Genomic DNA, 26,896 nt, shown 5'->3' with positions numbered 1-26,896 from the left:
CTTTTTCGGCAAATAGCGGATCTCCTGTCCGTTAAAAGCACAAATCCTAAGCACAATTCCTACAGCACTGACTCTCTGAGCATATCCCCTAGGAACAACCACAAAGCACAACCACAAAGCACAACCACAAAGCACAACCACAAAGCACAACCACAAAGCACAACCACAAAGCACAACCACAAAGCACAATCTCAAAACAACTCTAAGGACAAGGCCCTCAAGGCCTTGTTCTTTTTTGCGTGACCAGATCAGCGGTGGGCTAATATGCTACTAAGGGGAATATAAGCTTATTTTATAGATTTTTAATACAATTCCAATAAAAGTGTTTGACAAGAAAACCCAGCGCATATAGAATACAATCATAGCATACTAAACAGGTAGGAATAATAAATAAAATAATGTTCTCACCGTACGGACGGAGGAACGCTCTACTTGCCTTGGCAGACACGGTAGCAGTTCGGTCTGACCGTAGGGATAGGGCGTTCCTCTTTCTATTTTTGTTAGGCAGACGATATGGGATTAGACAGACGGCATGGAATTAGACAATGGCATGAATGTTATCATGAGAGGTTGTTTAAGAACACAAGGCATTTCACAGAAAAAGAAATGGTCATTAGAAATTCTAGAGAGATGGGGAGAGTGAGTATTAATGAAAAAGGTGTTAAAGCAAGGGTTCGTTGCAGGGCTTGTATTGGCGGTGTCTTTGGTTGCTGCGGCCTGCGGAAATACGGGAAGCGGGGCTAAGGGTGCCGACGCTTCGGAAGCCAACACCGGTAAAGCCAAGGAGGTGAACCTGCTGAACGTATCCTATGACCCGACCCGCGAGCTGTATACCGAGTTCAACAAAGCCTTCGCTGCCCATTGGGAGCAGAAGACAGGGCAGAAGGTTACGGTGAAGCAGTCCCATGGCGGCTCCGGCAAGCAGGGGCGGGCGGTCATCGACGGACTTGATGCGGATGTAGTTACATTAGCTCTCGGTTATGATATCGACGCCATCCAGCAGGCCGGGTTGATCAACGAAGGCTGGCAGCAGAAATACGATCATAACAGCTCGCCATACACCTCGACGATCGTGTTCCTGGTTCGCAAAGGAAATCCGAAAGGCATCAAGGATTGGGACGATCTGATCAAGGATGGTATTGAGGTTATTACGCCTAACCCGCAAACCTCTGGAGGGGCGCGCTGGAATTACCTCGCGGCATGGGGGTACGCGCTGCATCAGAACAACAATGATGAGGCCAAAGCTCAGGAATTCGTAAAAGAACTGTACGAGCATGTCCCGGTACTGGACAGCGGTGCTCGCGGAGCTACCACGACATTCGTGGAGCGCGGATTGGGAGACGTGCTGCTGGCTTGGGAGAATGAGGCCTGGCTGTCTGTGGATGAGCTTGGCCCGGATAAGTTCGACATCGTGTACCCGTCGGAGAGTATTTTGGCTGAACCGCCTGTAGCGGTCGTAGATAAAAATGCCGACAAAAAAGGGACACGTGAGGTAGCCGAGGCATATTTGGAATACCTCTACTCCGAGGAAGGCCAGACGATTGCGGCGGAGAATTATTACCGCCCTACGCTGGATAGTGTAAAGAGCAAGTTCAAGGAGGCATTCCCGGAAATCAAGCTGTTTACGATAGACGAGGAATTCGGCGGATGGGCCGAAGCTCAACAGAAGCATTTTAGCGACGGTGGCATATTCACGCAAATTTATGCGCCGAAATAAACCGACCGGATCAACGGAGGAGCATTCCTGCGGCAATGGAGAGGGATGCACGGATGGAAAGGATGAACATGCATGCACAGTAGCACTTCAAAGCGCGGAGTGCTTCCCGGCTTCGGGATCACGATGGGTTACAGCGTACTATATATCAGTTTGGTCGTATTGATTCCGCTATCTGCGCTGCTGCTGAATTCTACGGGTCTAACCTGGGAGAAATTCTGGGATGTTGCGACAGATTCACGTGTACTTGCTTCATACAAAGTCAGCTTCCTGACCGCGGCGGCGGCGGGACTGATAGATACCGCACTCGGTCTGCTGATCGCTTGGGTGCTCGTACGATATGATTTTCCCGGCAAAGGAATATTCGATGCGATGATTGATCTTCCGTTTGCCCTGCCCACTGCGGTAGCCGGGGTGTCCCTGACGGCGATCTATTCGGCCAACGGATGGATCGGCTCCTTGTTTGAGCCACTGGGGATCAAAATCGCCTTCAGTCCGATTGGCATTACCCTGGCGCTGATGTTCATAGGGATTCCCTTTGTCGTCAGGACGGTACAGCCGGTGCTTCAGGAGCTGGACGCCGAGGTCGAGGAGGCTGCCGCTACGCTTGGTGCAAGCCGCTTTCGGACGTTTCGTTCCGTTATTTTTCCGGAGCTGCTTCCGCCGCTATTGACGGGGTTTGCCCTGGCTTTTGCCCGGGGGATCGGGGAGTATGGCTCAGTCGTTTTCATATCCGGCAATATGCCGATGAAGACGGAGATCGCCCCTCTGCTCATCATGTCGAAGCTGGAGCAGTTCGATTACGCAGGGGCTACGGCTGTAGCCTTAATGCTGCTCATTATATCTTTTGTACTGCTGCTGCTTATTAATTCCTTGCAGCGGAGAGTGCGTAAGACAGCGAAATAGCGGCCCAAAGCTGCCGTCAGCGCCTTGGCGTGTGAATGCTGCATGCATTGTCACATGCTGATGTCACATGCTGATGTCACATGCTGATGCCACTCGCAATGTCACATGCAATGTCACTCGCAATGTCACATGCAATGTCACTCGCAATGTCACATGCAATGTCACTCGCAATGTCACATGCAATGTAACATGCAATATCACATGCAATGTCACACGCAATATCACATGCAATGTAGAACGCAATATCACGCGCAATGTAACACACCATGTTACATACGCTAAAGCTGCTCACACTGCACCATAAGCAGAGATTCGGCTGATCTTCACCTAAGCTCAACATTATACCGCGCCACTCCTCTTAGGGGTTCAGAGAACCTTGCCCTAGGCGCGCGAGCAAAGCAGGGGCTGCAGCGATCCAAGCAGCCCCGAACCACACACTTTGCCTACAGAGGGCAGCGCACCAAATAAAAAGATGCACGAGGGCATGCTGCGTAAATGTGCCGTGAAATATTAATATTGATTGTTCGAATGAATCTCATGCCGGTAATTCATTCTGTACGAGTCGCATGCTGAGTGAATCTCATGCCGGTAATCTCATTCCGTACGAGTCGCATGCTGAGCATATCTCATGTCGATGAGCTCATTCCGTATAGTCTCATGTTGAGCGTATCTCATGCTGGCAGTCTCATTCTGTATGAGTTACATGGCCGAGTAATCTCATTTCGTGTGAATTACAGGCTGAGTGAATCTTATGTTAAGCGAATCTCAGGCTAAGCGCTTCTCGGTCAGAGATTCTCAAGCACCTAGCATCAGTATCCAGGGAGGTATCAGGAAATGGCTGGCTCCGTACCGCTATCCACTAAAAAGCCAACCACGGTCAGGTCGCGCAAATTGAATGAATCGAGCGCGGTTAAATGGATTCTGATCGGGGCGGCAGTGTTGGTGCTGCTGTGGCTTATCGTTCTACCGTTAGTTGTCGTTCTCACCGAAGCCTTGAAAAAGGGGGGGGAGGTATACATTGAGGCCATCCGCGATCCGGATGCGCTGTCGGCCCTGAAGCTGACGCTTCTTGTCGCCGTGATTACCGTACCGCTGAATACGATCTTCGGCGTGGCCGCGGCCTGGGCTGTGACAAAGTTCAAATTCCGCGGAAAGCAGCTGCTCGTCACGCTGATCGATTTGCCGTTTGCCGTATCCCCTGTCATCGGCGGGCTGATTTACGTCCTTGTCTACGGGGCCAACGGCTGGTTCGGCCCATGGCTGCAGGAGCATGATTTGAAGATTATTTTTGCCCTGCCGGGGATTATTCTGGCCACCTTATTCGTTACCTTTCCCTTCGTCGCCCGCGAGCTTATTCCGTTAATGGAGGATCAGGGCCAGCAGGAGGAGGAGGCGGCGGTCATGCTGGGGGCGCGCGGATTTAAAATCTTCTGGAAAGTAACGCTGCCGAACATCAAATGGGGGCTCTTATACGGCATTATTCTATGTAACGCCAGAGCGATGGGGGAATTTGGCGCGGTATCCGTCGTCTCCGGGCATATTCGGGGCGAGACCAATACGCTTCCCCTGCATGTGGAAATTTTGTATAACGAGTATCAGTTCTCCGCATCGTTTGCCGTAGCTTCGTTATTACTGTTATTAGCACTTGTTACGCTTATATTCAAAAGCTGGTTCACACGCAAAAGCCAGCATTGAGCATTGACGATTGATGATTCATTACACTAAATATTCACAGGCTGAAATGCCAAGGAGAGGGAGGCAGTAAGTATGGCAAAACCATTGAAGGTTGACGATGTGTGGTTGGATCGGATTGCAGGATTGTTAAACGAGATGGAATTCGGGTCGCTCAACATTGTTGTCCACGAAGGACAGATCGTCCAGGTGGAGCGTACAGAGCGGAAACGGTACGAACTGGGTGCTTCCGGCGCTGCCAAGTCCTCCGGGGGCCAGAGGAATGCGGCCCGGCCTTTGCGTCAGTCAGGAACCAGATAAGATACCCTTCGTTCCGAGATATGAAAAAGGAGACAACCCCGAATCGGTGGCTTCGAGGTCAGCAGACCTCAAGACAACAGATATCGGGGTTGTTTTTGATGTCAGGAGGTATAAACCTCGAAGTCAGGACTCTTGGTAGTTAGAAAACCAACAGCGAGGTGCCGTGAGAAAAACAACAGCCAGCTGTGGTCTGTTCATCCTATAAGGACCCCGATAGAGGTTGTTCTGATGCGTTCGAGCCTCGGGCCAGGCGTAATGAAGGCAGATGAAGAAACTGTAAAATTTCAACGTTGATCCGTATCGTGGTCAGGCAAGTCTGAAATCTGCTCCTTGAGCAGGGATAGTTCGTCCTCTTCGAAATAATGGCCGACGAAGGGCCGGGACCTGCGCGGCTTGCTGCGGTTGAAGCGAAATCCAGCCAGAAAGATCAGCAGCTGCAGCGTAAGAATGTACGGTGCCCAGGTCAGGCCTCCTGCAAGGTGCAGCAGAGCAGCTAAGGCGATCGTGACGGCCAGCCAGCGCTGCAGCCATGAACTTGCCGTCCTCCTGTACCCTCCCCGGAGAAAAGGATACACAACGAGCAGGGAGAACAGGCAGGAGAGGAAGCGGGACCACACGTAAAGGGCTGCCCATCGTTCGTCCTCCATCTGTTCGCTTGGATTGAGCGAGCCATGGAGCCAGACGACAAGGATAAACAAGCACACGGTAAAAAAGAACGGCAGCGCATGCTGGATCTGCTGCACGATCATCCAGCCCCACCCTGGCTTCTCAGAGCGTCTTAACAACAGGCTGCGCTCCTCCATCAGGCGTTCGGTCTCGCGTTCAAGCGTCCTAAGCAGCAGCGTACGGCGCGTGCCGTCCTGCTCGTCCATCATATAAGCCGTAATTTGCGCGAGCAAATCCTCGGTAACGTAGGGGGCGGCTTTGCAGGCCAGCAGCTTATCGACCAGCGTTGCATGCTCGGCAGGGGACAGTCCGTCCGCGGTGCCGGCCTCCCGGAGAAGCGCTCCCGTTGCCGCAGCGTAGAGCTCCAAGCTCCGGTGCAAGCGATCCAGCCGAATATTGACCCTGTATGCCGTTCTGCGCTTGGAGGCGCTGTATTGCCATACGAACAGCACGATCGCCGGGGCTATAACCATGACTGTGGGGGTATGCAAATTAAGCCACGCCATCCAATCCCAAAGTAACACCCGAACCACCCTTTCGATATTCCTCACTCCACTATTGCATACGTAAGGTGAGTTTTTCAAGCATCGGAATTGGAAAATACCGGATAACTCTTTTGAATATCAACTCTCTCCTAAAGCGGGTATATAGATAGCACTATCGTAATTAGGGGGAGATTCTCGTGGAAATCGGAAAAATCGCGTTGAAAATCTTTATCGGCTTCATAGGGTTATGGGTGCTCACACGCTTGCTCGGGAAGAAGGAAATCTCCCAGCTTACGCCGTTTGATTTCGTCTCCTCTGTTATGCTTAGCGATATTGTCGGGGAGACGGTGTATGCCGAAGACATCGACTATTCGGAATTGATTTTTGCGTTGTTTTTATGGGGGGCATTGTCCTTCACGTTTGAAAAAATATCGCAGAAGCTGAAGCAGGCACGGGGGCTTCTGGACGGGAAGCCCTCGATCATCATCTGCGATGGAGAGGTGAATCTGCAGCATATGCGCCAAAACGGCCTGGACTTCGATCAGCTGGGAATGCTCCTTAGACAGCATGATGTTTTCTTCATAAGCGAGGTGGCTTATGCTATATTTGAACCTAACGGGACGCTTAGCGTAATGAAGAAGCCGTCGGAGGAAGCGGTAAAGCGTAAGGATCTGGGCCTGGATACCTTTAATGAAAAGGCGCATTTATCCTATTGCTTGGTTGAGAATGGAGTAATTGACCAAACCAGTCTTCAATTGATCGGTAAAGACGAGGCTTGGCTTAAACAATTGCTGAGGAAGAATGGATATGATCGGCTGAAGGATGTGGCCTATGCCGAGTGGAAGGAAGACGAAGATCTTTACGTAGTGCCGAAGCAGCGGAGCAGAAAGGAGAAATAACATGAAGGAGCAACAAGTTCGCATAGTCAGAGAGGTTCCGGATGCTGAAAATTACGCCGCCCTGAGAAAGCAAGCCGGGCTAAGCCCGAGAAGCGAGCAGGGAATAAAGATCGGCATGGGCAACTCTCTTTTTGCGGTGTCGTTATACGCTGGGGGTGAACTCATCGGCATGGGGAGAGTGATAGGCGACGGCGGCTGTTTCCTGCAAATTGTGGATATCGCCGTGCGTCCTGATTATCAGGGGCAGGGGCTTGGGAAGGTTATTATGAATGAGCTGATGGATTACTTGAAGAGAGAGACGCCAGCGGATGCTTATGTAAGCCTGATCGCCGACCAGCCTGCAGACAAGTTGTATTTGAAATATGGCTTTCGGTATACGGCACCGGATTCTCTCGGAATGTATTTAAGGATCGCTAAATAGCCCAGCGATTGCTTCATGACCTCTGAAATGAACACAAAGGAGATGTCTATTTGACTGCCATTGTTATTGAAATCTTTTTAATTGCTATTCTGGCGGGAATCGTGGGCTCTATTCTTGGCCTGGGTGGAGGAATCGTTGTTACTCCGGCATTAACCCTGTTATTCGGAGTAGATATCAATCATGCGATCGGAGCAAGCCTGATTTCCGTGATCGCGACCTCCAGTGGTTCAGCCGTGGCTTACATAAGGGATCGAATCACGAATGTGAGGGTAGGCATGTTCCTGGAAATTGCCACGACGGTCGGGGCGATTACCGGGGCCTTCCTCGCGGCGTTAATTGCGCCGAATTTTTTATATTATATTTTTGCTCTGCTGCTGCTTTATTCTGCATATGCAATGGTCAAGAAGGGCAAGGAGGAAATCCCCGTCAATGTTCCGCAGCACCCCGTAGCGGAAAAGCTGGGACTTGGCGGAGAGTACTATGATAAAGCCCTTGGCAAAAATATAACCTACAACGTCGACCGCGTATATGAAGGCTTCGGCGTAATGTATGGAGCCGGCGTAGTCTCTGGACTGCTGGGCATCGGCAGCGGGAGCTTCAAGGTCATGGCAATGGACGTCTTTATGAAGATGCCGCTCAAAGTGTCCACGGCAACGAGCAACTTTATGATGGGCGTTACCGCCGCGGCCAGTGCGGGGATCTATTTTCTGCGCGGTGATATTATTCCCGTGATCTCGGCCCCCGTCGCTCTTGGCGTATTGATTGGAGCAACCATCGGAGCCCGCATCATGCAGCGGCTGAAAAGCAAAACGATCCGCAAGCTGTTCATCCCTATCATGATCTATATTGCTTTTCAAATGATCTATCAAGGATGGGGGGCATAACCTATGGGGGAACAACAACAAGCAAAGCGTCAGGACCGCGCCGCAGAGGTCGAGATTGCGATCAGTAAAATGCTGCGGATCGGCATCGTGCTGGCCGGACTCGTTATCGTTCTCGGCCTGGTAATGTTTCTCGTTACTGGAGACAGCGGTTATCCCGGGGATACCTTTCCGACGAGCCTGCCTGAAATTATTCAGGGCATCATGCAGCTGAAGTCCGTAGCCATTATCGAGGCCGGCTTGATCCTGCTCATCCTGACCCCGGTATTTCGCGTCTTTGTCTCCATGTTTGCGTTCATTCATGAGAAGGACTACCGCTTCGTGCTGATATCAATTCTCGTGCTGGTCATTCTGGGTCTCAGCTTTGCGCTCGGCAAGGTTGGAGCCTAGCTTGGAACAGTACAGCTCTAATCTGGCCGAGCTCTAGTCAGCTGCTCACAAGTTGCTCTAATTGAGCTGGAACCCAATACAGCAAACCGTTGAAAAAAGACGAGCATCTAGTCAGACTGTTCTGATTAAGTTGGAGAGCCTGCCGGATCGAATCAAGTTGAGCTCTTATCGAGTCCTGCATTGTTCGGGCTGCTGCTCGTGCTGAGCCTTAGCTAAGTTAAGTTCTAATCAGTGAAGCCTGATCGCTCCCAGCGATAATAGCGATAATGATGTAAATAAGCCTCTTCCGCCAAGCTCGGGACATATTTCTTCTCACGAAACGTGTCTGGATTCTGCAGACGGAAGGGGCCTTGTTGTATGTACTTATGCCTTGTTGAATTTACACTATATAGAATTTATATCATGCGGATGACCGATTTGCCGCTGACTGATATCCGCACCTATCGTGGTACCTCGGGGTACGGCGGCATCGCCGCTGCCCTCAGAGGCCTGGATATTCTCTTGCGAAGGAACAAAGCCTGCTGCTAATTGTGTTCGAGCGGGATGATAGACATACATTTCACCGGAGCCCCACGTTTGATCCGGGGCCGTTTGTGATAATTATAATAAAAGCACTATCAAATACAGAAGAGAGAAGGCGTTCGGAATGAAAATTGTCATTTACGGGAGTACAGGCACGATCGGCAGAGCTATTTTGGCGGAGGCGCTGCGGCGCGGCCATGAAGTTACCGCAGTCGTTCGCAATATATCCAAGCTGGGTCAAGAGGCCGAGCAAGAGGGGCTTCACCTGCAGACGGGGGACATTCTGATCCCGGAATCGATTGCGCGGGCCGTGGAAGGGAAGGATCTGGTCATTAGCGCTTATGGCCCCCGATTCGGAGAGGAGGATGAGCTCCCAGAGGCTGCCCGCTCCCTGGTCGAGGGAGTAAAGCGGGGCGGTGTCCGCCGTTTGATTGTCGTAGGCGGGGCCGGAGGGCTGCAGACCGAGACCGGCGTTCAGCTTATGGATACGCCGGAGTTTCCGGAGGAAATCCTCCCTCTGGCGAGGGCGCATGAGGAAGCGTATCAGGTCTACAAAGCCTCCGGGCTGCTGTGGACGGTGTTGAGTCCGGCTGCGGTCATTGAGCCTGGGAAGCGTACAGGGCAATTCCGGATCGGCATTAATCAACTGATTACGGATGAGAGGGATCTGAGCCGCATCTCGATCGAGGATTATGCTGTAGCCCTGCTGGATGAAGCCGAGGATCCGCAGTTCCCTGAAGCAAGATTCACGGTTGCGTACTAGTAAGGTATCAGAAGGGGAGGGGAGCGGAAATGCAGCTGGTAACCTCGGAGCAGATGAGGGAGATTGATCAATATACGATTCAAATGCTGGGCATCCCATCGATGGCTTTAATGGAAAATGCCGGACGGGCTATCGCGGAGGAAGTGCTGGCCTACTGCCGAGGCAGAAGCTTGCGCTCAATCAGCCGCTATCCTTCGGCTGAGCGCTGTACGATGCGCTGGGGCGGGAAGAAGCAGGAGCCTGCGATGGGAGCAAAAGAGGACATGCAGACTCCTAATGAGGCGATCCGTTCAGATTATAGCGGGAAGGAGCGGTATACACAGGAGCGTTGGCTGATCCTGGTCGGCAAAGGCAACAACGGGGGAGACGGGCTGGTCTGTGCCCGTCATTTGGCGGACGCGGGCCTGGACGTCCACCTGCTCTATGCGGAGCCGCCGGAATCGCTTCGCGGGGATGCGGCGGCTCAGCATGTGATCGCGGAGAGGCTGGGGCTGCCGCGATCGGTGTATACGCCCGGTGAGGCCGTAACGTTCTCCGGCTTCACCGGGATCGTGGACGCGCTGCTCGGTACGGGCGCGAAGGGGGCTCCGCGAGGGGCTTACGCTTCTCTTATTCGCGAAGCGAATGGAAGCGGTCTGCCGATCATAGCGGCAGACATCCCGAGCGGCCTTGACGCCGATACAGGCGGCTTGCACGACCCGTGCATCCGCGCCCGGAAGACGGTCAGCCTGGCCTTTATGAAGGCGGGGCTGACCCAATATCCTGGAGCGGAGGCTGCCGGCGAGGTCGCGGTGCGCTATATCGGCATCCCGGCCGCCCTGCCTCCGCATGTGCCCGGAGCAGGGCAGCTACTGACCGAGGCCTCGCTGCATAGCGAGCTCGGGGTCGAGCCCGACCGTTCCCGCAGGGCGGACGGTCACACGGGCTGTCTCTTCTGCACAACTCGATGTGTAGAAGAGACAGGGCCATGTACCAGCAGTTTCGGGTTGATTTGGCGGCGGACACGGGAAATGGTTTGCAAAAGCTGCGTCATTCCTTTTGCTATCTACGCACTTCCCCGACACGCCTCTCTTCCGATCTTGCCGACGCATCAAGTCATCCGCAACGCGGCCGGCTTGGGGATTAATTTGCTCCTGTCTCTGATACACATCTAGATGTGTATAAGAGACAGCAGGGGGGCCGGCACGGTTATTGCGGACCCTGGCGGCCGCGTCTACGTCAACACCACCGGTCACCCCGGGATGGCGACCGGCGGAAGCGGCGATGTGCTCACCGGCATCATCGCCTCGCTGCTGGCCCAAGGCCTGAGCGGGATTCAAGCCGCTGCGCTGGGCGTGTATCTGCACGGCCTGGCCGGAGAGCGCGCCGCCATGGCGCGATGGAGCTCCGGCTCATTGCTCGCCGGGGATATCATCGAGGCGCTGTAGCGCTTCAGGCTGCGTGCAGGCTGTATGTACTCACCGCGGCGGGGACTGGGACACGCAGGCAGCTTCTGGTCCGCGGTGTGGCGCTTCTTAAGGTTACCGGCTGAGACTGTGGGAGTCCTTCAACCGCAAAAAAATTACGTCGTGACCATAGCTCCGCCGTTCACGTGCACAACCTCCCCGGTGACAAAGCTGGAATCACCGCTGGCGAGGTATACATAAGCGGGAGCCAGCTCATACGGCTGAGCTGCCCGTTTGATCGGCGCGTCTGTACCGAAGGTGGCTACCTCCTCCGCGCTGAAGCTGGAGGGAATAAGAGGCGTCCAGGTCGAGCCCGGAGCAACAGCATTGACGCGGATGCCGCAATCGATTAACGAGAGGGACAAGGAGCGGGTAAACGAGACGATCGCTCCTTTGGTCGATGAATAGTCGATCAATGTTTTATGTCCTTTGTAGGCGGTAATCGAGGCAGTGTTGATGATCGAGCTCCCCCGGCATAAATGGGGCAGTGCGGCCTGAACCATGAAGAAAAACGGAAAAATATTCGTTTGGAACGTCTGATACAGCTGCTGCTCCGAAATATCGGCAATGCTTTGCTGAGGATATTGGACGCCATGGTTATTGACCAGGATGTCAAGGCGGCCAAAAGCGGAAATCGTCTCACGAACAACGGCTTCGCAGTTCTGCTTGAAGCGGAGGTCAATCTGGATGGGGAGACAGCATTGACCGAGCGCCTCTACGCGGGCTTTGGTCTCCATGGCGTCCGAGGTTTCCCATAAATAGGGGATCACGACATCGGCGCCTTCTTTGGCAAAAGCGATGGCGACGGCCCGGCCGATGCCGCTGTCTCCGCCGGTAATGATGGCCACCTTGCCTTTCAGCTTGCAGCTGCCCTGGTAGTTCGGATTCTCCGAAATGGGCCGGGGGTGCATCAGGCTCTCCAGGCCAGGCTGGAACGGCTGGTGCTGGGGCGGAAAGGCGACCGGCTGCTCCTTGCATGCCGTTTCTTTGGCATAGTACGGGTAGACGGGATTGCCGTAATCTCCGGGGCAAGGATGCCATTGATGCGAAGGCATCGGAGGATGGGCATAGCCTGGCGGCTTGACGTAATCCTTCTTGCCTGCCGCGTTCATGGCTGCTGCCATCGGGTGGCTCAGGTGACCCGGGTGGATCGGGTGGATCGGGTGGACCGGACTTGCTGAATTCATCGGGTTCAAGCGCAAAACCTCCAAATCATATTCATTCCTCTGAATTATGAGTATGCATAAGCCTATATAAGGTGAATTAAAGAATGGATGCAGGCAAGTGAGAAAAATGAATCCGAGGGAACGGAAACTATCTGACAAGAATGCTGCTTCAGGCGCAAAAGCTTGTGAGCGTCTTAAAGCTGTTTTGGAAGCATAGGCTTGTGAGCGTTTTAAAGTTGTTTCCGGAGGCATAAGCTTGTGGGCGTCTTAAAGCTGTTTTGGAAGCATAGGGCTTATGGGCGATTTAAAGCTGTTTCCGGAAGCATAAGCTTGCGGGCTCTTAAAGCTGCATCGGAGGCATAAGAGTTGTGAGTATCTTAAAGCAGCTTCGGGCGCATTAAGCTTGTGTTTGCCTTTGTGACCGGGTTCCTGCCTCTTATGAATCTATACATTACAAAAAATTCTGGGAGAATAGCGACTGCAGGATCATTTTACGTATTTGCCCCGAATTCATACAATAGCTCAACTTATTTAAATGGATTCTTAGCAGTTAGCTTCTGCGGTAAGAAAGGGAAAGTGGATTTAAATGGATTTTATGTCATTAGAAAAGGCGAGGTTGCCTGTCATAGGCTGGATTCTTGATTTTAGGTACATGAAATCCATCTGATTCTTTGAATCATTCGATAAGAGCCCAATTAGATACATGAATTCCATTTAGTGAACAACACACACGGCTTAGTGTGTGGCGGCATCTCAATGTACAACAGCTTAGTAGAAATCACGGAGCAGCGGCGATCGTAGGAACATTTTAAGTAATTGCCCCGCTTATATTTCAATAGTTCATCTTATATAGATGAGGGTGCGGCAATTGACTTTTTACGCAAATATGGATAGCATTTTTTTCAAGAGATTAATTTGGTAAGCTCCCGGTGGCTCAGACCGATTTCTGGTCCCTTGGAGGGGAGCCCCTATCGTTCCTAGCTCGCGGACTCTTGGAGGTAAGCGATTGGTGTCGTTAAGGTGCAAGCATGGGATGAGTCAAGATCGAGATGAGTCAAGATCAAGATGAGTCAAGATCGAGATGAGTAGGATCGGAATGAGCAAGATTGGAATGAGTAAGATCGGGATGACCAAGATCAGGGAGCAATATCGGATGAAGCTGCCATGAGCTGAGCTCATGATCGCAAGCGTGATCCGATCAAACGGCGATAGCAGCCGGCGACCAGCAACTGGCGACCAGCAGCTATGATCACATACAGCGAGCAGTAATGAACCTAAGTAAAGGAGAATATAGATATGGCAAAAGTAACGATAATTAACGGCAGTCCTACGCCCGGCTCCCGCTTAACGGCGATGATTGAGCTGGCGGATGAGCTGCTGCGCAAGGAAGGCTTTGAGGTTAACCATGTTAATGTGGGCGAGCTTCCTCCGGAAGATCTCATCCATACGAAATTCGAGAGCGAAGCGATCGTCAAGGCGAACGGGCTTGTCGCTGAAGCGGATGCGGTCATTATTGCCAGTCCAGTGTACAAGGCGTCTTATACGGGAGTGCTGAAGACCTTCCTGGATCTCATCCCGCAAAAAGGACTGGCCGGCAAAATTATTCTGCCGCTTTTCATCGGCGGAAGCCTTGCGCATCTGCTGTCCATTGACTATTCGCTCAAGCCGGTGTTGTCGGCGCTCGGGGCCCGTCATATTTTGGGCGGAGTGTACGCAGTGGATGCTTATATTGCCCGCACGGATCAAGGCGGCTTCGAGATCAACGAGGAACTGGTCACGCGGCTGAAGGATAACGTTGCGGAGCTGGCTGAGGAGACCAAGCGGCGTATTCAATATTCGGCCTCGAAATAGGATCTATCGGATTTTGAGAGGGGCTATAAACTAAAACGGGGCACAAGATCGAATATCGCAATAGTTCAAAGATCGCTATGGATCGAATATGGCTATACATCGAAGAGCGCTATAGCTCGAAGAACGCTATAGATCAAATATGGCTATGGATCGGAGATCTCTATAGATTGAATATCCCTATAGGTCGCATATCACTAAAGATCAAATATCTCTATAGGTCAAATTATCGTAGGGATTGAATATCTCTATAGGTGTCGAATTATCGCTATGGTTCGAATATCCACTATGGATTGAATAGCGTTATCCAATCGAATATCGCTATACATCAAAGATTGCTACCATCAAAGATCCCTATAAACCGGAGATCCTATAGGGAAGTTAAAAAAGGCTCTAAATCGTTCGCTAGGAATGATTTAGAGCCTTTTGCATGTGGAGATATTACTGCTTCACGGATTCCACCTTGACGACGGGAATGCGCATCATTTGCCGGGCTGATTCATCCATGATTATGGAATCATCGGGCGAGCTGGCGAATGGATCCTGGACGGTCCCGCTATCCTGGGATTCCATATGCTTCTCAGTGTAATGCGTAAAGCGACCCGTGACCGTGGCTTCTCCTTCGTAGAAGGTGAAGTCGCCCTGCAGTACAACATAGCGGTTCTCCCCGAAGGCAAGCACTTCTCCGGTTCCCGGTGAAGTGATGGTGCAGGTGAAGCGGAGAAGGGTGTCGGGATACAAGCTGACGTTGTCGGCGGAAATATCTACGTATGCCTGCTTGACTCCGGTAAACTCGAAGTAATCGCCGTAACGGACATAGATGGCCGTCTCGCCTTCGCCTTCACCGTGCGGGTTCACGACATGCAGCGTATCGTTATCCTGAACGATCAAGTCATCCGCTTCGATCGAGAACATCAGATTAATGCGATCCTCCAGCACTTCGAAGGCGGTATACATCGTCTCGCGCGCAGCCGAGTCCGTTTCGATAACCACGACAGGGGTGCTCGAGGTGCTTAAAACCGGATCAATGCGCAGGCTGCGGATTTCCGCATGGGAGGGCAAGTCGCGATTCGATAGGATTTGCACGCTTTCCTCGCTGTTCATCCGGCCGAAAAACAACTGGTTCCCCGCATCGGTTGCAGCAACGTAAACGTTCGATCCGAATTTCTTCGTACCGCCAGCGACATGCTTATAGCCTTCCCCGTCGCCGGGAACCGGCAGAAGCCTTACAGGCTCGGCGGCTGTCCAGGCCAGCTCGGTCGCGCGGATTTCCGCTTTCGTATCCTGGTAATTGCCGAGCGCCGTATACAGGTCGATTGCTTCCTGATAATTTCCGCTGGCCTTGCTTTTTTTGGCGGAGTGGAGCAGCTTGCTGATACCGCTCTTGGCATAAGCCAGCACCTTGGAGCGCGGGCTCGCTGAGCTGGCGAATGTCTCGAATTGGCGCGAATGCAGGGCAAAGGAGGCGTACTCCTCGTTGTCCCAATCTTTTTTCAGCAATGAATCCATTAATTCGTCCGTCTTGGCTGTAATCCAGGGCGCATTATGCTGGTGGGCTGCGTAGAGCTCCAGCATAGATGAGGCGTTCTGCAGCATGGCCTCGATATATCCGCTAGCTGCGATCCGCTCCAGCTTGGCTTCATCATATTGCTGGAATGCTGTATTCAGCTGATCATGCCATTCCTGCTCCGTTCCGAAAAAATGGGAAGGCATGCGCAGCAGCTTCCACTTGAACGATTCATCGTCGTAATTGCCGTCCTCCAGATTTCGCTTTGCCTTATCGAGCAGGGCCGTCCGGAATTGCTTGAAATAATCCATGAAGCTCTGCGAAATGCCGTACTGTTCAGAGAGCTGCTTGTAGTACTCGCCGTAAGCCCCCTCCGGCTGCATATAGCTGCCGCGAACCTGCTGAAGCTCGGCATAGGCGCTCATGAGGCGTTCGAAATCGTCCCTCCGGGCCGCCTTTGACGCTTCGCTAAGGATGCCGGACAGGCTTTCCTTCATGGCCGTGATGGGAGCCAGCTCTTCCAGCCGGGAGGCGATAAGCTCCTCCTTGTAGCGGATCGTCTTGTTGCTATGCGCTTTTTGGTAGAGGGTTTCCGCATCGATCAGATTTTTGTCTTCATACAGGGCTTCTGCCTTTTTGAGCGTACTGAGCTTTTGGGAAATCCCGATACCTTTGTATATCAGCAGCGGAATCATTAATATACATAATAAAATGAGCAGATGATGCAGGGTTAACCATTTTTTATACGTCATGTATGTTAGACCTCGGCTTTATTTGTTGAAAATCGGCATCCCACTGATATTTCTCCTCATAGATTCGTGCAGTCTCCGCTTGTAACGCTCCCCAGTTCAGACCGGGGTTCTCGGTTACGATCCGGAACAGCCGGAGGAATCGATCCTTGGGCAGCTTGCGGGCATGGCGGGCCAGGAACCCGGCATAGGCCTGCACGTAGCGTTTCATTCTAACCGCCGCTCCCGCTACGCCGGCGAGGATGTCATCCCCGTGCTCCATCGCCGATATTTGCTGCTCATATTTGATGACGTACTGGAAGGTACGGTCTTTGATGAGCTCCCGCTTGATTTTGGCAAGCTCGCCGATGTAGGAGGCCAGCTCGGGATCAAAATGCTCGAGCAGCAGCGGCTCCAGCTCCAGATCCATGTCCTTGCGCAGCACGAGGGACTGCAGGAGGAGGATCTGCAGCTTGCGAATATGGTCGTTGCGAATGATGACAGCGACCTCCCGCATCAACTCATAGGAACGGGCCTCATTGTCCTGGGCAGCGGCGATTTCAAGATTGCGCACGAGGCCGGCTGCGATGCGGTCCCGGTCGCGGACGAACATTTTGCTCAGCTCGATAGAGATTCGGCTTTCCAGCGCCTTGCGCCGCACGACAAGGAACAGGATCATCAGCGCGATCCCGGATGCCGCAGAAATTGCGATAAACTGAAAGGTAGGGCTGAACACGATGGAGATCAGCGTCAGCAGCAGAATTAGCAGCAGATCACTTCTCAGGGAACGCTTGGCCGCTCGGCGTGCCAGATCCTGTACAGGGAGAAGGGCTGATTTGCCGCAGACCGTACACTTTTCCTCTCCAAGGGCGGTATAGTTATGGCAGTTTTTACAGCATCTTAACTTTTCATAGGCATATTTCGTTTTTACTGGAGGGCGCAATAGGATATTCTTCTTCTTATTCATGGCACTCTCTCTTCATGGTTGATAAGCTGCAGCAATTGGGCATCGAGCTCCTCGGGAGCGATGATCTGCTCTCTGCGCTTGTAATAGAGTACGGACTTTACGATAGCAAATAGAAACAAAAGGGTCAGGCATCCGTATGTAACCATATACAGGTTCCTTTCGTAATTGAATTATGAAGGTATTAATTATATCATATGGACATCGATTATATTGGTAGATTTTGACGAAACCTCGGGGCTAATCTTCACAAGCTCTTAACCTTTTCTTAAGGAATATTGATTACAATAAGAAAAACATCCATCGAAGCAATTCAAAGAAGCCAGACCGCGATTAGCGGAAATTTTTCTTGCGATATACTTGCGATATAAGGAAGTAATTGCAATCTTATATCTAGAAGAAAAACATGATCGAAGCAATTCAAAGAAGCCAGACCGCGGTTAGCGGAAGTTTGTTGCGATTTGCAATTACAGAATTGTTCAGCTCTGCTTAAACACTATACAGCTTGAATACAGCTCTAGTATAGTACAATTATACTATCTGAAATCAAAATAAAGGAGCACGATTATGCAGCAGCGTTATAATCAGTCTTTACGTATATTAACGGCCTTCATGGTCTTTTGGTTACTTATTTCTACGCTGGGCTCCGACATTTACGGGGCGGCGCCAACAACAGCGCAGGGCGGTCAGCCAGGCTCCGGCATCGATGCGGTGCTCGTTGTCGATGTAAGTAACTCCATGAAGACGAGCGACGCGAATAAAGTCGGCAACGAGGCGATGAAGATGTTCATCGACATGCTGTCTACCCAGGGCGATAAGGTAGGAATTATTGCCTATACGGACAAGATACAGCGGGAGAAGGCTCTGCTTGAGATCAGAACGCCTCAGGATAAGCAGGATTTGAAGGATTTCATCGACGGACTCGACCGGGGTCCATACACCGACATTGCAGTCGGGGTCAAGGAAGCGGTAAAGGTCCTGCAAAAAGGCGCCGATCCGAACCACGAGCCCATGATCGTCCTGCTTGCGGACGGCAACAACGATTTTAACAAAAGCTCCGGGCGCACGCAGAGCGCCTCCGATCAGGAGCTGAGTAAGGCGGTAGAGGAAGCGAAGGCAGCCGGCATACCGATTTATACGATCGGGCTGAATGCGGACGGCAAGCTGAACAAGGCGCCGCTGGAGGATTTGGCGAACCAGACGGGCGCCAAGTCGTTCTCGACCAGCTCTGCGGATGACCTGCCGCGCATACTAAGCGAAATATTCGCCAGCCACCTGAAGCTGAAGATTGTGCCGATCCAGAGCATGACGGGTACGGGCAGCTTCCAGGAGGTTACGGTCAACGTTCCGAACGCGAACGTGCTCGAAGCGAACATTTCGATCATGTCGGCGCAGCCGGTCGAGACGGAGCTTGTGAATCCCGCGGGGGACAAAGTAGCGGTTCCCTCGGACGATGTGCTGCTGTCGAAGTCGAAGAGCTATTCCCTCATTAAGATGTTGAGCCCCGCTGAAGGGGATTGGAAGCTGCGGGTCAAGGGCGCGTCCAAGGATAAAATCGACATCAACCTTGTCTTCAACTACGATTTGGAGCTGGAGATGGAGCCGATTGCAGCGGGAAGCCATAAGCCCGGCGACAAGCTGCAGATTGGAGCGTATCTAACGAGCAACGGCCAGAAGCTGCAAAGCGCCGAGCTCTACAAGAATATGAAGGCTGTTCTGGTCGCAAAGGATTTAGACAGCGGCAAGACGGAGGAAATTCAGCTGAACAACACGGGCGACCGGTTCGAAGGGACGTTTGAGGTTCCCGAAGCCCATGATTACGAGTTGAAGGTGCGGGCCGAGGAGCGCAGCTTCTATCGGGAGTCTGAGCCGGTGACGATCAGCGCTAAAGCTGCATCCGGGGGAGCGGCGACGCCGCCGTCCACGCCGGCGGCTCCCGAGGAAGAGAAGCCGTTTCCATGGCTTACCGCCGTCATCTCAGCCATAGCCGCAGCTGTTCTAGCGGCAGCCGCCTACTTCATTGCGGCAGCCGTGAAGAAGGCGAACCGCGGCTTCGTCGGGCAGATCGTCATCGAAATCCGTGACGAGAATACGCACGAGAAATCGTTCCCGCAGTATAAGAAGCTGAACGCCTTCAAGGGCAAGTTCAATCTGCACCAGCTGCTGCAGCTTGCGCCGGAGCTGAAGGAGACCGAGAAGGTCGTCTTTACCCCGGCCAAGGGGGACCGGATCCTGCTTCGCAACGGTTCGGCAGCCCAGGTCGAGAAGTCTGGACGGGTTGTGGACGCCAGTGCGGGACTGGAGCTGAAGAGCGGAGACCGAATTACGCTGCCGCTGCAGCATATCGATAAGACGATTTTCATAGAGTACCTGGTATAAATTTGAGGGGGAAGCATATATGAAACCGGTAGTTAGAGAGCATATTCAGCAACTCGATGTATCGCTTGGCGGAGGCATCGTCAGCGACAAAATCCGCGTCGATACGATCGATAATCCGATCCTCATCATCGGCCTTGGCGGCACAGGGATCGACGCATTGCTTCGCTTGAAATACCAGATCAACCGGCGCTTCAGGCTGCCGGAGGATCCATTGTCCAAGAAGAAGCGCGACAAGCCCGACAACGTGGAGTTCCTGGCGTTCGAGACGAATGAGCAGGACCGCACGAAGCGTTATAAAGGAATCGGGCTTGACCCGATCAATGAGTTCGTCCTGCTGTCCAATCCGGAAATCGGCGGGCTGCTGCAGAACCGCAGCATTCTCGAGCCGTATATTACCGATTGGCTGTCCCCGGAGCTCAGCATCACCGACGGGATGAACGGGGCGGCCGGCGTTCGGCAGGCCGGACGGCTGCTGCTGTTCACGAAGATCAATCAGGTCGTTCAGGCGATCGACAAGAAAATCAAGACGCTGTCGGTAGGAACGAACAAGAAGCTGATGGTGTTCCTGCTGACCGGCTTATCCGGCGGGACGGGAAGCGGCTGCTTCCTCGACATCGCCTATATCGTGCGCGGTATTATCGAGCGCGATCACGGCTCGGCCGGGATCGACCGGGTGAATACGCTCGGCTATTTGTTCACGCCGGACATCAACCTGTCCAACAAGAGCCTGAGCGAGCATACGCGCGAGTACATCAAGAAGAACGGCTATGCGGCGCTGAAAGAGCTGGACTACTGGATGAACGTGGACAGCCGCGGCGAACGGTTCAAGCAGCAGTACGGCAATATTCTGACCGTCAATTCCCCGCTGCCGCCGTTCAATCTGTGCCACTTGATCTCGGCGACGAATACCGAGGGCAAGCTGCTGGAGAACGCCTACGACTACTGCATGAACGTGACTGCGGAGAACATCACGAACTTCATGGCCAGCGAGGAGAAGCAGTCTGGCGAGGAATTCGCAATCCACGACTACATCAGTAATATTCGCACGAACATCGCGCAAATGAACAAGATGTATCCGGCGAATTATGAATACAACATCATCGGGGCATCCTCTGCGGTGCTGCCGATCGAGGAAATGACTACGTACTTGGCGTACCGTCTGTTCGGTAAAATGGAGAAAATGTTCCAGCAGGCGCCCAATCAGGAGGACGTCGAGAAGTTCGCCCGCAAGCTGGGTATCGACCTCGAGAGCATGATCAAGACGTTCGAGTCTCGCGTGCCGGAGCCGCTGCCCGGGTACGAGAACAGCGAGCGGCTGAGCTACGCCAACGTCATTAAATCCCAGGTCGTGAACATGGACACAGAGCTGGAGCAGACCTTCCTGTCCCGGGCGAGAGAGGAATACATCAAGGCGAAGAAGCAGCTGCCGGGCGAGGTGCTGGAGCAGTTCAGCGAGCAGATTCGCCGCCTGTTCCTCCATCCGGAGCAAGGACCGTTCTATGTGTCCCGCTTGATCTATACGGAAAAAGGCTTCTGCCTGCTGAAGATGCTTCTGTCCTATATCGAGACGCTGCGCGAGAACCTGCTGCGCATTCCGCGCGACATCGAGGCGGCGCAGGATCAGGCGCATGAGAAGCTTGGCGACGCGAAGAGCGCATTCGTCTCCAAGGAGAAGAAGAAGAACGCTTATATCGAAGCCAAGATTCATGAATATTGGCTCCATGCCGACGTTGAACGCACGGAGCAAATGATTGAATTTTACGAGGACCTGTACCAGCTGCTGAATCAGGAGAACAACCGGATTTACAGCGTGTTTACGGAAATTCTGAACGCGCTGAGCTCGATTTTTGCCAAGAACGGGGACATCCTGACGAGCGGCGAAGAGCAGGTCGACCATAAAGGCAACAAGACGTACTACTGGAACATCGTCAGTGTGCCGGACATTTCCAAGGTCGTCAGCAGCATTATGGACCAGAAGGATGTCGACGACCTGATCCGGGATTTCTCCCTGGAGCTGCTCAACAATTCGAATCAGTGGGTGAAGGAGCAGGAGATCGATATTGTTAGCTCCATCTCCGACTTCCTGTCCGAGAAATTCGGCGATCTCATTACGAAATCGATGGAGGATTTCCTGGTTATCAAATACGGGCAGGACGAGTCGATCGAGAAATTCGTCGAGCGCTTTATTGCCAGCAAGCTGGACGAGGAGGCGGTTCCCGTCTTCCATTTGTCGAACAGCACAGGCAATTTGCACTTCCCGTCCTGGGGCTTCGTATCGGTTCCGGTGCAGGCGCCGAGCATTCTCAAGGGGATCCGCAACTACCAGAACAATGCGGTTGGCAAATCTCATTTCACGGTCAAGGAGAGCGAAGTGAAGAACCGGATTTTCTGGCTGAATACGCGCAACGGGGTGCCTCTGTTCGTCTATACGCCGCTGAAGGTATATGAGGAGAGCTACGAGCGGACGATTCTCGACAAGGAAGGAATCGGGCGCCATCTGGTACAGACCGACAAGAACAACTGGACTTACCTGCCATCGCCGATCCCCGAGAAGTCGTGGGGCGATACCTACAATAATTCACGGGTACAGAGCTACAATGCCCGGGTGCGCGAGGAGTTTGTCAAAGCGCTTGAGCTTAAGGTCATCGTAGAAAAAGACGCCGACCACAACACGAGCAATCGTTATACTGTCGTATTTACGAAGCCGTTTGATTTGGAGAGCAAGCTGGCGGCTTACGATATGCGCCTGGATGCGCCGAAGCCGAATTTGGGCGAAGTGAAGCGTGCGGCGGTCGAGCTCAGACGTCTGCTGAACGAAGGGCTGCCGCAGGAGGGAGACAAGGATATTTTCGGAAGCATCAACGAGGAGCTGGCCAAGGAGAACCTGATCCGTTCTCCGGAGCTGATCGCCCGCGTACGGCAGGAGATCGCCAAGTACGACGAGATTGCGGCGATGGCCGCGAAGCTGGATGCGGTGCTGGAGCAGCATCAGGACGAGGAGAAGTGGCTGGAGCAGTTCATTGAAGCGCTCTACACTGGAACGATTGCGAAGAAAGGCGCGCTCTACGTCTATGACCGCGAGCCGGAGGAAGAGGCATGGGAGCCGTTCGCCAATCTGATGAAGAGCCGCAACTATGTGGAATATGAAGTGTTCACGAATTTCCGCGGCTTGGACGAGAAGAATCGCAGCACCTTGATGCGCAAGGCCTCGCGCCGCGACGCTGAGCTGACGGCTGGCGAGGATATCCAGCCGCTGCTGCAGACGCTGGATGAGCTGGCCGAACGATTCCAGGAGGGGCGGGACTCGCTGGAATACGAGAAGGTGGAGCTGGCTAACGGGGATGAGATGTACCAGTTCTACAAACAGGTCGCCACGAAGCTGAACGACATTCGCAGAAGGTTGAAATAATGGTCAGGAAGAAGCTTGAACAATTCGCCGCAGATTACGACCGGGCAGAGGAGCGGAGCACGGATCTGGGCGACGATCAGAGCAGCATTCATTATCCCGCAGTATTTCTGTTTATAGGCGACAAGAGCAAAGAAGCCATTGAACCAGTCATGCAGATGAACGAGAAGAAATGGGAGAACAGCGAGGGCCTGATCTACATTCACGCCGGTACAGAGGACGGCCCTGCCTCCGGCAGCGGCCAGGGAACGCCAGCCGGGCGCCAGACGCAGGGCTGGCAGCAGTCCTCGCCTCGTCTACTGTATTACCGCATCCCGGTCACGGTTCAGGAGGGCTCGGCTGCGCCTACCGCTCGCCGCGATATATACCGGCAGTTCTATGAGGAAGCCGGCAGCCTGCCGGTCTTGAACCGGGTGCTGCGGCAGGCGAGCGGGGCTCTCGCCGAGTATGGGAGGCTGTACCCGTCCTTTGACCGGGTTCGCCTCTCCATCATTACGCGGGTCGATGACCCGCTTAATGTGTTTGTCCCGGAAATTTCGCTTCTGGCGGAAGCGATTTTCCGGCAGTCGTTCAAGGCGGTGCAGCTTGATCTGTACGCCTTGATCAGCGAGCGCGAGGGAGCGGAGGCCTTCGGCTACAGCAGCTCGCTGGGCGTGGCCTTTCTCCGCGAGCTGGAGCTGATGCAGCAGCCGGATTATGAGTTCAGCGCTCCGCTCCATGTGACGGAGGACGGAATCTCGATCCCGGTGACCCATTCGCCGTCGCCGCTGTTCGATCTCGTCTATGTGCTGTCGGACCGGGATGAGCGGGGAATCGCTTCGCTGAACGGGATGCAGAGCTGCTATGAGATCATTTCGCACATCAGCCTGCTGAAGAACAGGCAGCAGAAGGAACAGGCCTGGGGAGCGAATAATCCGTCCTACAACAATACTTCATTCAAGAACAATATCATGACGGAATCGGGGCGGCAGGGCCTGGTCTCTGCCGGGCTATCCCGGGTGAAGCGCCCGAACCAGTCGATTGCTCTTGCCGTGCTCTATCACTTCTACCGCGGCCTGCTGGAGCGGATGAAGCAGGAGCCGCCGCTGACCTCCGCCGAGAAGCTGAGCTTCTTCGGCCTGGATGCGGCTGCTCTGGAGCGTGCGGCGGCGGGCATGCTGCCTTCCGCGGAAGGCTTGGGCGAAATGCACGGCCTGATGACGAACGATGTCAGCTATGGGGCCATCCGCAAGCTGTCGCTGAAGGAAGCGGAGGAGACGCTGTTCGGCGGCGGGGGCGAGGCGTTCTTCCGCAGCAATTTCGAGGAGGAAGCAGCCCGCCATTTGAAGGAATTCGAGGCGGCCAAATGGCTTGACCAAGCGGTGACGCGTTCGCTCGAGCAGCGGCCGGACGTGCAGATCTATGCCTTGGCTGCCTGGACGGGCGATGGGGACGAGGGCGCGGGCGTTGCTGTCCAGCTTCGAGACAGCCGACGCGAGGCAGAGCTGCTGCTGGCCTCGGCCAAGGCCGAGCTGGAGCAGTTCCGCCAAGGCCGGGTGGAGGAGCAGTCCTTCCCGCGCGTCCCGCTGATGGACCGGCATAATTTGCGCAGCCTGATCCGCTATTTGTTCGACAGCGTGTATTCCCGCAAGCGGGACATCCTGCTGCTGGAGACGCGGCTGAAGGTTATCGCGAAGCTGGAGGATGCGCTGCAGTCCCTGCACGGCCGATACCGCGCCGAGATCATGCAGCTTGAAGCGCTGGAGCGGGAGCTGCGCGATACGGCGCTTGGCAGCATCAAGACGGCGGATGATTACATCGGTCAGAATATTATGGAGTACTATGAGCGGGTTACCGCCGAACTGATGGAGCAGTGGGAGGCGAAGCGGGGGCGTCATGCGTTCTTTGCGGAGAGTGCTCTCGGCGACTCGCGCCGGCTGCTGGACAACGGTCCGGATGGTCTGACAGACCGGCTGATTGAGGTCTGCAGGCAGACGATCCTGGCCTCGCCGCTGTTCAAGCGGACGTTCGAGGAGGAGCTGCTGCAGCGGGCTAATGTGACAGTCGAGTACGGCAATAAGACGGTGCTGACTAAGGAAGAGCTGTTCAAGAAGCTGTACCGCATCCTGGAGGATAACGCCGCGATTCAGGTCCGTTTGTATGATTACACGCAGGAGCATCGCTACGAGGAGAAGTACGTGTTCGGCGATTATACGAGCGAGCTCGTGCGGCATATTTTCCAGGCTGACGAGTCGTCGCGGATCTACAAGCTGGGCTGTGTGCATGAACAGCGAAGCAGCGGACTGGAGAAGCTCAATTTGATGGGCGGCTTCCACATTGAGGATTTGATGTATTACCTGAACGGAAAGGTTTATTATGAAACTTACTCGCAGAACGGTTATGAATTTCACGGGATGGATCGGGCCATGCTGCCCAAGCTGCGTTAATCGCCTGCGTAGACCTGATGTGTTCCCTCGGATGGTGTAACAGCCTTGCCGGTGGGGGTCTGGCAAATATATAAAAATTGTGGGAAGGAAGTACGTGTATGCAGCGTAAAATTAACTGGCTGTTGGTGCTGTTCAGCCTCATTGGCGGGGCTGTCGGATTCGTGATCGGCGAGGTGCTGCTGGGCCGGCTGTCCGACCGGCTGCCCGGGATACTGCTCATCGGGCTGTATTTCGGCATTCTCGCCCTTTCGATCGGCCTGTTCTGCCTGATTGCGGAGATGATCTCTCCGCGGCTGAACGGAGCATCCTGGCGGCAGAGATACATGGGCACCTCCTGGAAGCTGCTTGTTCCGGCTACGCTTGCGATGCTGCTTCTGGCGGGGGCGGCATTTGAATTCATCTACGAGCTGAATGTAGGCCGGGCCAAGACGGTGAAGGACATCGTGCTTATTATCGATAACTCCGGGAGCATGGAGGAGACAGATCCGGACGATCTTCGCTACGAGGCCGCCAAATCATTCGTGGATCAAATGGACAGCAGCAAGCAGGTGGCCGTCATTGTCTTCAATGACCAGCCCGAGCTGATCCAGCCCTTTGTCCGCGTTCGTGATCAAGGGGTAAAGAACGAAGTCCACGCTGCGATCGATGCGCTGGAGCCGACGAATTTCGGCACGGATATCGCGCTGGCGCTGGAATCCGGGATGGAGCAGATCAAAGGGCTGGACAGCTCCAGAGGCGCGATGGCAGTCCTGCTGTCCGACGGCTTCAGCGATGTGAATACGGCGGAGGTGCTGGCTGATTATCGGGACCGGGGCGTCATCGTGAATACGGTCGGTCTGGGGCTAAGCCGTTATGGCAATTCCGAGGGAGCCTCCTTGCTGAAGGATATCGCGAGCCAGACGGGCGGGCGGTATTACGATGAGGCGGATGCAGCTAATCTGTCCTTCGTTTTCCGCCAAATTTATGACAATCTGGACGAACGCATGCTGGTGACAGAGCGCACTGGATTGATGGAGCACAGCACGTATTACATGATTCTGAGAATCGTGCTCATCCTTGCGCTTGGCGGACTGCTGGGCCTATCGCTCGGCCTGATGTTCGATAACCGCTATTTAGCGAAAAGCTTCACACTTGGCGGGGCCGTTGCCGGCCTGCTGGCCGGTCTGCTGCTGGAGTTCGGCCTGGACGGCGCGCCTGTCGGCGACGCGCTGCATCGGCTGTTGGCCTGCCTTATTCTGGCTGCGGTGATGACGGTCTTCACAATCGCTATACCGATGCGCGAGAACGAGGTCCGAACCGGAATCCGCCGCAGAGGGGCTGCTGTCCGGGACGCGGCCGCAGGATATACGGAGCCGACACGGGATCGGCGCAATAGAGGTTTTTAAGGA

20 protein-coding genes and 1 pseudogene are annotated in these 26,896 nt (G+C 53.8%); 16 read left to right on the top strand and 5 right to left on the bottom strand.

Going from position 1 to position 26,896, the window contains the following annotated elements; all coding sequences use genetic code 11:
• The first annotated feature begins 649 nt into the window (after window positions 1-649).
• The 4 genes from BN2762_RS09045 (at window position 650) to BN2762_RS09025 (ending at window position 4,612) form a co-directional block, all read left to right on the top strand.
• Entirely contained in the window at window positions 650-1,717 is a 1,068-nt protein-coding gene (locus BN2762_RS09045) for a sulfate ABC transporter substrate-binding protein (protein ID WP_055106697.1), read from the top strand.
• 72 nt (window positions 1,718-1,789) lie between these two features.
• Window positions 1,790-2,620 carry a sulfate ABC transporter permease subunit CysT gene (cysT, locus tag BN2762_RS09040; RefSeq protein ID WP_055106696.1) on the top strand — a complete coding sequence of 277 codons (831 nt, stop codon included), beginning with the start codon at window positions 1,790-1,792 and terminating at the stop codon, window positions 2,618-2,620.
• Between the two features lie 834 nt (window positions 2,621-3,454).
• A complete protein-coding gene (gene cysW / locus BN2762_RS09030) occupies window positions 3,455-4,315 on the top strand; it encodes a sulfate ABC transporter permease subunit CysW (RefSeq protein ID WP_055106694.1) in 861 nt (286 codons plus the stop codon).
• Window positions 4,316-4,387: 72 nt separating this feature from the next.
• Window positions 4,388-4,612: a YezD family protein gene (locus tag BN2762_RS09025; protein ID WP_055106693.1), complete on the top strand. Its 225-nt coding sequence runs from the start codon at window positions 4,388-4,390 to the stop codon at window positions 4,610-4,612.
• A 284-nt stretch (window positions 4,613-4,896) separates the two neighbouring features.
• Here BN2762_RS09025 and BN2762_RS09020 read toward each other — a convergent pair whose 3' ends face one another.
• Window positions 4,897-5,784 carry a hypothetical protein gene (locus BN2762_RS09020; RefSeq protein WP_222861047.1) on the bottom strand — a complete coding sequence of 296 codons (888 nt, stop codon included), beginning with the start codon at window positions 5,782-5,784 and terminating at the stop codon, window positions 4,897-4,899.
• A gap of 176 nt (window positions 5,785-5,960) precedes the next feature.
• Here BN2762_RS09020 and BN2762_RS09015 point away from each other — a divergent pair, with 176 nt between their 5' ends.
• The 7 genes and pseudogenes from BN2762_RS09015 to BN2762_RS08990 all read left to right on the top strand — a co-directional run bounded on the left by BN2762_RS09015 (window position 5,961) and on the right by BN2762_RS08990 (window position 11,066).
• Window positions 5,961-6,662, top strand: a complete 702-nt coding sequence (locus tag BN2762_RS09015) for a DUF421 domain-containing protein (RefSeq protein ID WP_055106691.1) — start codon at window positions 5,961-5,963, stop codon at window positions 6,660-6,662.
• A gap of 1 nt (window position 6,663) precedes the next feature.
• A complete protein-coding gene (locus tag BN2762_RS09010; protein WP_055106690.1) occupies window positions 6,664-7,083 on the top strand; it encodes a GNAT family N-acetyltransferase in 420 nt (139 codons plus the stop codon).
• Between the two features lie 50 nt (window positions 7,084-7,133).
• Window positions 7,134-7,967 carry a sulfite exporter TauE/SafE family protein gene (locus tag BN2762_RS09005; protein WP_055106689.1) on the top strand — a complete coding sequence of 278 codons (834 nt, stop codon included), beginning with the start codon at window positions 7,134-7,136 and terminating at the stop codon, window positions 7,965-7,967.
• Between the two features lie 3 nt (window positions 7,968-7,970).
• Entirely contained in the window at window positions 7,971-8,354 is a 384-nt protein-coding gene (locus BN2762_RS09000; protein WP_055106688.1) for a DUF1634 domain-containing protein, read from the top strand.
• Between the two features lie 357 nt (window positions 8,355-8,711).
• Complete coding sequence (locus tag BN2762_RS26835; RefSeq protein ID WP_154674765.1) at window positions 8,712-8,882, top strand: hypothetical protein; 171 nt, start codon at window positions 8,712-8,714, stop codon at window positions 8,880-8,882.
• A 118-nt stretch (window positions 8,883-9,000) separates the two neighbouring features.
• The gene (locus BN2762_RS08995; RefSeq protein ID WP_055106687.1) at window positions 9,001-9,639 is read left to right on the top strand and encodes an NAD(P)-dependent oxidoreductase; all 639 of its coding nucleotides are present in this window, start codon (window positions 9,001-9,003) and stop codon (window positions 9,637-9,639) included.
• A 29-nt stretch (window positions 9,640-9,668) separates the two neighbouring features.
• Window positions 9,669-11,066: pseudogene (locus BN2762_RS08990) on the top strand (NAD(P)H-hydrate epimerase).
• A 134-nt stretch (window positions 11,067-11,200) separates the two neighbouring features.
• Here BN2762_RS08990 and BN2762_RS08980 read toward each other — a convergent pair.
• Complete coding sequence (locus BN2762_RS08980; protein ID WP_055109868.1) at window positions 11,201-12,139, bottom strand: SDR family oxidoreductase; 939 nt, start codon at window positions 12,137-12,139, stop codon at window positions 11,201-11,203.
• Window positions 12,140-13,546: 1,407 nt separating this feature from the next.
• On the opposite strand from BN2762_RS08980, the gene ssuE reads away from it, so the two are divergent.
• Complete coding sequence (ssuE, locus tag BN2762_RS08975; protein WP_055106685.1) at window positions 13,547-14,101, top strand: NADPH-dependent FMN reductase; 555 nt, start codon at window positions 13,547-13,549, stop codon at window positions 14,099-14,101.
• 438 nt (window positions 14,102-14,539) lie between these two features.
• On the opposite strand, the gene BN2762_RS08970 is transcribed toward ssuE, so the two are convergent.
• From BN2762_RS08970 to BN2762_RS27245, 3 genes are read right to left on the bottom strand one after another with little or no spacing between them, the layout of a single operon-like run.
• Window positions 14,540-16,357 carry a hypothetical protein gene (locus tag BN2762_RS08970; protein WP_055106684.1) on the bottom strand — a complete coding sequence of 606 codons (1,818 nt, stop codon included), beginning with the start codon at window positions 16,355-16,357 and terminating at the stop codon, window positions 14,540-14,542.
• Window positions 16,347-17,300 (bottom strand): hypothetical protein, encoded by a 954-nt coding sequence (locus BN2762_RS08965; RefSeq protein WP_074048603.1) that lies wholly within the window; start codon window positions 17,298-17,300, stop codon window positions 16,347-16,349. Before BN2762_RS08965 ends, BN2762_RS08970 begins: the two co-directional genes overlap by 11 nt.
• Window positions 17,297-17,446 (bottom strand): hypothetical protein, encoded by a 150-nt coding sequence (locus BN2762_RS27245; protein ID WP_187386498.1) that lies wholly within the window; start codon window positions 17,444-17,446, stop codon window positions 17,297-17,299. The genes BN2762_RS08965 and BN2762_RS27245 overlap by 4 nt, the downstream gene beginning before the upstream one ends.
• A 418-nt stretch (window positions 17,447-17,864) precedes the next feature.
• Here BN2762_RS27245 and BN2762_RS08960 point away from each other — a divergent pair, with 418 nt between their 5' ends.
• The 4 genes from BN2762_RS08960 (at window position 17,865) to BN2762_RS08945 (ending at window position 26,893) form a co-directional block, all read left to right on the top strand.
• Window positions 17,865-19,676, top strand: coding sequence for a VWA domain-containing protein (locus tag BN2762_RS08960; RefSeq protein ID WP_055106683.1), 1,812 nt, complete (start codon window positions 17,865-17,867; stop codon window positions 19,674-19,676).
• A 19-nt stretch (window positions 19,677-19,695) separates the two neighbouring features.
• The gene (locus BN2762_RS08955) at window positions 19,696-23,085 is read left to right on the top strand and encodes a tubulin-like doman-containing protein (protein ID WP_055106682.1); all 3,390 of its coding nucleotides are present in this window, start codon (window positions 19,696-19,698) and stop codon (window positions 23,083-23,085) included.
• On the top strand, window positions 23,085-25,508 hold the full coding sequence (locus BN2762_RS08950; protein WP_055106681.1) for a hypothetical protein: 2,424 nt from the start codon (window positions 23,085-23,087) through the stop codon (window positions 25,506-25,508). The genes BN2762_RS08955 and BN2762_RS08950 overlap by 1 nt, the downstream gene beginning before the upstream one ends.
• A gap of 98 nt (window positions 25,509-25,606) precedes the next feature.
• Window positions 25,607-26,893 carry a vWA domain-containing protein gene (locus BN2762_RS08945; protein ID WP_055106680.1) on the top strand — a complete coding sequence of 429 codons (1,287 nt, stop codon included), beginning with the start codon at window positions 25,607-25,609 and terminating at the stop codon, window positions 26,891-26,893.
• Window positions 26,894-26,896 lie beyond the last annotated feature (3 nt).

Source organism: Paenibacillus ihumii (assembly GCF_001403875.1).
GTDB lineage: Bacteria > Bacillota > Bacilli > Paenibacillales > Paenibacillaceae > Fontibacillus > Fontibacillus ihumii.
The sequence above is the reverse complement of the archived record's forward strand: the minus strand, read 5'-3'. Positions and strand labels throughout refer to the sequence as shown.